This is a genomic window from Kitasatospora sp. NPDC005751 (genome assembly GCF_040630835.1).
Taxonomy (GTDB): domain Bacteria; phylum Actinomycetota; class Actinomycetes; order Streptomycetales; family Streptomycetaceae; genus Kitasatospora.
Window position 1 is genome coordinate 1 of the sequence record NZ_JBEXYC010000119.1, and the last position, 6,226, is coordinate 6,226.

7 protein-coding genes and 1 pseudogene are annotated in these 6,226 nt (G+C 71.4%); 3 read left to right on the plus strand and 5 right to left on the minus strand.

What is annotated here, in order from left to right:
- Positions 1-259: 259 nt before the first annotated feature.
- Positions 260-547, plus strand: a pseudogene (locus tag ABZ497_RS36235) (transposase); the annotation flags it as partial.
- A gap of 28 nt (positions 548-575) precedes the next feature.
- Here the strand turns inward: ABZ497_RS36235 and ABZ497_RS36240 are convergent.
- Both ABZ497_RS36240 and ABZ497_RS36245 read right to left on the minus strand, forming a co-directional pair.
- Positions 576-977 carry a DUF6193 family natural product biosynthesis protein gene (locus tag ABZ497_RS36240; RefSeq protein WP_359812262.1) on the minus strand — a complete coding sequence of 134 codons (402 nt, stop codon included), beginning with the start codon at positions 975-977 and terminating at the stop codon, positions 576-578.
- Positions 978-1,295: 318 nt separating this feature from the next.
- Positions 1,296-2,438 (minus strand): hypothetical protein, encoded by a 1,143-nt coding sequence (locus tag ABZ497_RS36245; protein WP_359812265.1) that lies wholly within the window; start codon positions 2,436-2,438, stop codon positions 1,296-1,298.
- 279 nt (positions 2,439-2,717) lie between these two features.
- On the opposite strand from ABZ497_RS36245, the gene ABZ497_RS36250 reads away from it, so the two are divergent.
- Positions 2,718-3,602 carry a hypothetical protein gene (locus tag ABZ497_RS36250; RefSeq protein ID WP_359812267.1) on the plus strand — a complete coding sequence of 295 codons (885 nt, stop codon included), beginning with the start codon at positions 2,718-2,720 and terminating at the stop codon, positions 3,600-3,602.
- 39 nt (positions 3,603-3,641) lie between these two features.
- On the plus strand, positions 3,642-4,091 hold the full coding sequence (locus ABZ497_RS36255) for a hypothetical protein (RefSeq protein WP_359812270.1): 450 nt from the start codon (positions 3,642-3,644) through the stop codon (positions 4,089-4,091).
- Between the two features lie 65 nt (positions 4,092-4,156).
- Here the strand turns inward: ABZ497_RS36255 and ABZ497_RS36260 are convergent, their stop codons facing one another.
- The 3 genes from ABZ497_RS36260 to ABZ497_RS36270 form a co-directional block, all read right to left on the minus strand.
- A complete protein-coding gene (locus ABZ497_RS36260; protein ID WP_359812272.1) occupies positions 4,157-5,065 on the minus strand; it encodes a hypothetical protein in 909 nt (302 codons plus the stop codon).
- 133 nt (positions 5,066-5,198) lie between these two features.
- Positions 5,199-5,477 carry a hypothetical protein gene (locus tag ABZ497_RS36265; protein WP_359812274.1) on the minus strand — a complete coding sequence of 93 codons (279 nt, stop codon included), beginning with the start codon at positions 5,475-5,477 and terminating at the stop codon, positions 5,199-5,201.
- 110 nt (positions 5,478-5,587) lie between these two features.
- Positions 5,588-6,226, minus strand: a 639-nt coding sequence (locus ABZ497_RS36270; RefSeq protein WP_359812277.1) for an extracellular solute-binding protein, incomplete at its 5' end; no start/stop codon positions are given.

The following is a 6,226-nucleotide window of genomic DNA, read 5'->3' on the forward strand; positions in this document are numbered from 1 at the left end:
CTCAACACCTCGAAGCGTGGAGAACGGCCGCCTCTGCTGTCCCGGGAAGAACCGCAGATCAGCAGGTCGAGTGACGTGCGTGGATAAACGCCAAGTTCAGTGGCTGTTGTCGTTCCGATCTTGAGGGTGCTGGTCGAACGGGAGTCTCGATCGGGTGAGTGCGGCGGTCGCCGTGCATGAAAGCAGGGCCTCTTGGTAGCTCGAAGGGTGTCTACGCCAATGAGCGGTCCAGGAGGCCCTGTTGTCGCAGTTCTACGCCATCGCGCAGGCGGGGTCCACTTCGGTCACTCTCGCGCGTGACTGCCTCGCTCACCGGTTCGGGAACGCCGCCGACCACGGGGTCCGTGCGCGCCGTTACCTGACGGACATGTCCGATGCGGAGTGGGCGGTGGTGCGGCCGCTGCTTCCGGTGCCGGGCTGGTTGCGGGGCCGGGGCGGTCAGCCGGAGGCGTATTGCCACCGCGCGATACTGGACGCGATCCGCTACCTGGTCGACAACGGAACGAAGTGGCGCGCCGTGCCGGCCGACTTCCCGCCGTTTCTGTGGAATCAGATCCGTCAAGTCCGGAGGGCTGTCAGCTGAGCGGTTCGAGGATGTCGGGCTTGCCGTCTACGGCGGGACCCCAGCCGACCGGGAGGTGTGCGGCAGCGATTTCGACGGCCTCCTGGGCAGTGAAGGCTGCGCCGATCCGCTCCCGCCCGGAGCCTTGTGGTTCGTGCAGTCGTAGCACGCGAAACCGTTCACCATCGAGGGGGAAGATCGAGGGCAGGTCCTGGGACCAGGGGAAGCGGGTGCATCGGCTGAACTGCAGTGATCCGTGGCTGACCATCGGGAAGAGGCTTCGGAGAGCAGGGTTGGCGTAGGCCGCTTCGACAAGATCCTTGTCGATGAGGTTCTCGTTCATCTCTCGAACCAGCTGCCACTGGGCTGCTACTGGATCCTCAGACGGCACCTGGGATGCACTGCTGTCGTTCATCCCCGGAGATTAGCGGACCGGCGGCGAGCGGGCTCTCCATCCTCCCAGGTCATGTCACCTCAACGATCGGCAGCAGCGTCGCGGTGGCCGGGATACCGATCTCGCGTGGTGTCGGTCTGGCTGGGGTGGGGACGTCGGTGTCGTGCCAGGAGTTAATCGAGGGCGGCCGTTGTCGGTCTCAAGGTCCTCGACCGGCACCAACCGCGAGGTCGGCGTGGCCCCATCAGCAATCAGGCGCATGCCGAGATGGTCCCACGCGGTGCGGCGCCACGACGGGCCAATCCAGAAGGCCAACAAGCCGGAGGTTGAGGAACAAGCTCAGAGATTCTGGATGTAGGCGCGGTGCACGGTGTGGGCGGCCTGCTGCGGAGTGGTGTGCAGGGCCGCCTCCTGGGTGGCGGGGTCGCCGAGGAAGTAGCCCTCGATCACGGCGACCCAGCCGTTGCTGCCATCGAGGCCGCGCTCGACCCAGCCGACCGGATGCCCCTCGCCGAGCACCACCAGGACGTCCGGCTGGACCGTCCATCCGGCCAGCGCCCAGTTGTAGCCGAACACGCCCGCATCGAGCGGGATGTGGACATCCATGCTGCGGGGCAGGCCGCGCAGCAGCGGGTCGCTTGGCACGGTCACCGTCCGGTCCGGCTCCGCGGGCTTGGGGGCGTCGGCGCTGCGCTGGGTCAGGTGCCGGTCGACCAGGTCGCGCAGCCCCACGCCGCCGGCCGGAACCGGCGTTTCTCCCCGGGGCAAAGCGGGCGCGGTTTCGGCGGGCCTGGCGGCGGGCGTTGTTTCGCCCCGGGGGACAACGGTCGCCGAGGGGGCGCTTTCGGCGGTGGGGGCGCCACCTTGTCCCATGGGCGTCTCTCCCCGGGGGGATTGGCCAGCGGGTATGCCGTCCGGATCCGGGGCGCCAGTCGCGGGGCGGGGAGCGGGCACGGCGGCCGCCGCTGTCCCGGCCGCCCCGTGGGCGGCGCCGAGGCCGGACCGGGTTTCGCCCCGGGGCGTTTCGGAACCCTCCGGGGCAGATTGTCCCGCCGCCCGGGCCTGGGTGGGGTGCTCGGTGAGCAGCTGCTCGACCAGCTCGCGGTGGCGCAGCATCACCGAGTAGGCGGAGTGCCGGACATCGGCGGCGGCCTGGCGTGCAAGAGCCGCGTCGCCGTCGCGGGCCGCGCGGTCCAGCTGGAGCAGCAGCAGCCGGTCGTGCCGGACCAGCTCCTCGCCGAGGGTGAGCAGCTCGGCGGCCGACGGGTCGTCGGCCAGGCCGTTGGGGAGCGCCGTTTCGCCCCGGGGCGTTTCGGCGGCCGCCGCGAGGGCCTGCTCCTGCTTCTCCTTCTCCCGGGCACGGTCCGCTTTCGACGAGCACCTCTTCGAGCAGTACTTCGGCCGGCGGCCCTTGCCGGCCCACGCCAGCTCCGTGCCGCACACCGCGCAGGTCGGACCGCCGAACAGCATCGGCTCGGACACCGCGTTGACCCCCGGGGGAGAAACTCATGCCCGGATGCTAGCCCCGCGACCAGCGATGTTTCCCCCCGGGGTGAAGCGGGCGGGTATCGGCGCCGCCCCTTGCGCGGCGCCCGGGCCGTACCGTCCCCGTTGCGCACCCTCGTTGCCCCCACGCCGCGCGGCCGGTTGTCCCGCACCGCTGCGCAGCACGGCGGGAGTGCTGCCCAGCGCTGCAGTTCCGTGCGGCAAGGTGACTGCCTGCACCCGTGACCGTCCGGTCCCGCGCGGGGTTGCACCGGTATGACGACATCGCTTCCCGCCCCGGTGCCGCTCCACACCTCGGCCCTCGAAGAGGCCGAGGCCCCCGAGGGCCGGAAGCAGGCGCGGCGCGCGGCCGGCCTGGCGGCGCTGCACCGGGCCGCCGAGGCGGGTGAGGCGGCGGCCCGGTGGGTGCGCGGGCTGGCCGGCCGTCAGTGCGAGGAGGAGCACGCCCGGCTGCTGGAGCGCGCGGCCGCGGCGATCACCCGGGCGAGCGGCCGCGAGATCATCCCCGGCAGCGAGGGCCTGCTGACCGAGGAACTGCGCTACACCCTGGCAGCGGACATGATCCTCGGTGCCTCGCACACCACCGGCACCCTGCCGGAGCTCCACCGGGGCGAGCGGCTCGCCCCGGTGACGGTGTGCGCGCTCGCCGCGGCGCTCCCGTCCTGCGTCCTCGGCGACCTGGCGCGCGAGCTCACCCTGCTCGCCGGCGAACTGGATGCCGCCACCGAGGCCGGCCGGAGCGCCACCGCCGCCGGCGACGCCCGCGTGCTGCCCCTGCGACAGCTGCGGGCTCTCGGCCACGAGCACGGCGATCCGCTCGACCGCCTCGCCTACCGCAGGGTGTTCGACAGCGCGGTCGAGTCCTTCGAGATCGCCCTGCACTACCAGGACGACCGCGGCGAGGAGGCCTGCGAGGAGGCCCTGCACAACGCGCTCGCCGCCGCCGGCCCCGGCATCGCGGCCGCCGCCCTCCTGCGGGTGGCCAGCGACCCCGCGCTCGGCCTGGACCTCGACCAGTGGGAGCACCTGCACCGCCTCGCCGCCGAACTGGACCTGAACGTGGTCGAGGACCTGGGCGGCGCGAACGGCGACGGCACCACCGACACCGACGACCGCCCGGCCGAGCCGGCTGCCGGGTAAGCGGGACCACGCGACGCGGTCTCGCCCCCCGGCGCCCGCGTGGGGCGGATCCTGTCCGCCACCGTCCGACCGCCCCGCACCCCGCCCTCCTGGTCACCCGCCGCCGTCGACGCCGACCTGCGCACCGCCCTGGACGCCTTCGGGCAGCAGGCCGCCGGCTGGTACGAGGTCTTCGCGGACTTCGACGAGGACGTCCTGGCGGAGGCCGCCACCGAGGCCCGCGCCTTCCGACGCGACCCGGCCGCCGCCGTCGACCAGCTGGTGGCGGACCTGGTCCGGCAACTCGCCGACTGGGACCGTGCGCTCGACCGGCTCGGCGAGACGCTCACCGCCGCCGCCCAGGGCCGGCCACTGCCCGACTGGGCCGCCACCGCCGCCCGCACCGAAGAGCTCCGACGGCGCCGCGCCCGCCAGACGCTGCTGGAGGCCACCGCCCTCCACCACCACCGCGGCCCCGCTCCCGACCGCCACACCTGCCGCCCATGGTGAGCCCGCCACCGGCCCGCCGGCCGGGAGAACGAGGCGGGTGGTCTTCGCCGCGTCCCCGGACCCGGTTAGCGGGCCGGTGGCTCCACCTCCGAAACGTCCCCGTCGGTGAGGTATCCGGTGACGCCGAGCCTCTCCCACATGTCGACGATCCCCTGGCCGAGCTCCTGCAACCGGCTGTCCACCTCGGCGAAGTCGGACAGCGAGGGGATGACAGGCCCGCCCTCCAGCAGGCGGGCGATGGGGCTCCACACCGGCCCCAGGTAGAGCACGACCGCTGGGTGGTCGGGAGCGAAATCAAGGATCCGCCCTCGCTCGGCGGTGCGCTCCAGCGCGTCGGCGTAGCCCACCACCTTCAGGACGTTCCCGGTCTCGGCGACCAGCCGGTTGAACATGTCGAAGACGTCGATATCGCCGTCGAGGCGGGAGCCGACGAGGTCCGGCCAGCCGGGATGGACGACGGGGCCCAGCAGGTCGGCGAGGGCGTAGCGGTACCGGTCCCCCATCACCAGCTCAAGGTTCATGATGATCGAGGAGTCGGGGCTGCTGACTACGCCGCCCTTCTGCGGGGCCTTCATCAGCCGGTCGGAGAGCAGCTCACAGCGGTACTCGTCGGCAGTTTCGAAGGCCCATATCGCGCCGATCTCCGGCAGCGTCTGGTCGCGGGTGGGGTAGGGCGGTCGGGTACCGGCCGCGGCGCGCAGGCGCCCCAAGAAGACATGGCCGTAGTCGTGGAGGACAGTGTGGATCCACGCCAAGAGGTCGAAGTCGTCGGCGGTGGTCGCGTCAACGAACACCTCGACCACGGTGTAGTCGCGTTGTACAGGGGTCGTCTTGCCGCCGACCGTCCCGCCGCCGAGCCGCTCGGGGGTGAAGCCGACCTCGCGGTCCGCGATCGAGGCGTCGAAGTCACCGGAGAGCACGATCGTCAGCTCGAAGGGCGGTACCGACCACGCTTCGGCAGCGACCTGGGTCATCAGGGAATGGATGAGCGTCAGATGCTGGGCAAGGTCGCCTCGAGCGCCGTGCTCCTCAATCACTGCCAGCGGGTAGTAGTCGACGCCGGGCAGGTTACTAGCCGTAGCGGCGCTGACCCTGCCGACGAACCGATCAGCCCTCCTCTTCGAACTGCTTGAGCAGCGTCCGGCGCACGTCCAGCGCGGCCGACTTGGCAGCGATCTCCGACGCCCAGGCGGCGAGTTCCACCGCGAGGTCCGCCAGCGGCTTGCCCGTGCGCATGTTGCTCTCCTGGTACTGCGCGTGGACGCTGTGACCGCGGCCGCCACCGTTGTGAAGCTCCAGGTAGCCGTCGGAGATCCCTCTCATCGCACCGGCAAGATTGGACTCCGCCAGCGCGATCTCCTCCCGGAGCCGCTCGAGCAGGTTCAAGTCCTCATCCACCGCATCACCCATAGGTCCAGGCTCGCAGCAGACCCCGCGCCCCCGGGCCCGATTACCCAAAGAGGCAACCCGCAACCCGCCGGCCGCGTCCAGGGGCCTCACGGCCCACTGCCGGCCCGCTCGTGGCTCCTCGCCCAGTCGCTCTGGAGCGCGTCGAGGAAGGCGGGACCGGTGGTGGCGCTCTCGATCAGCCGCTGGGTCTGGATGGTGAGGGTGTCGTTCATGGTGGCGGTGCTGTTGGCGAAGAAGTTCACCAATCCGTCGCCCTTGTTGACGACTCCCCAGGCACTCGCGATGTCGTTCATCACGTTGCCCTCGGTGCCTTTGACGGAGTCGGCGTGGGCCAGGGGGAGGAAGCCGGTGTTGAACTGGATCTGGGCGGCTTCGGGGGTGTTCATGAAGTCGAGGAACGCGGCCGCGAGGTCGGGGTTCTTGGCTTTGGCGGGAATGGCGTAGGCGACCGAGGTGCCGATACCGGTGGCCCTGCCGCCGGCTCCGCCGGGGAAGGGGATGAAGCCGACCCTGCCGTGCATGGCGCGGTCGATGTTCTGGGCGTCCCAGGAGCCGTCGAAGAGGAAGAGGCCCTTGCCGCGGGTGAACTCGGCCACTGCGGCGGTGAGGCCTGAGGCGTTGGCCCTTTCGGGCAGGTAGCCCTTCTTCGCCCAGTCGGCGAGGGTGTTCGCGGCGTCGGTGCCGCCCGGCGTCCTGATGGTGGCTCCGGCCTTGCCGTTGACCCA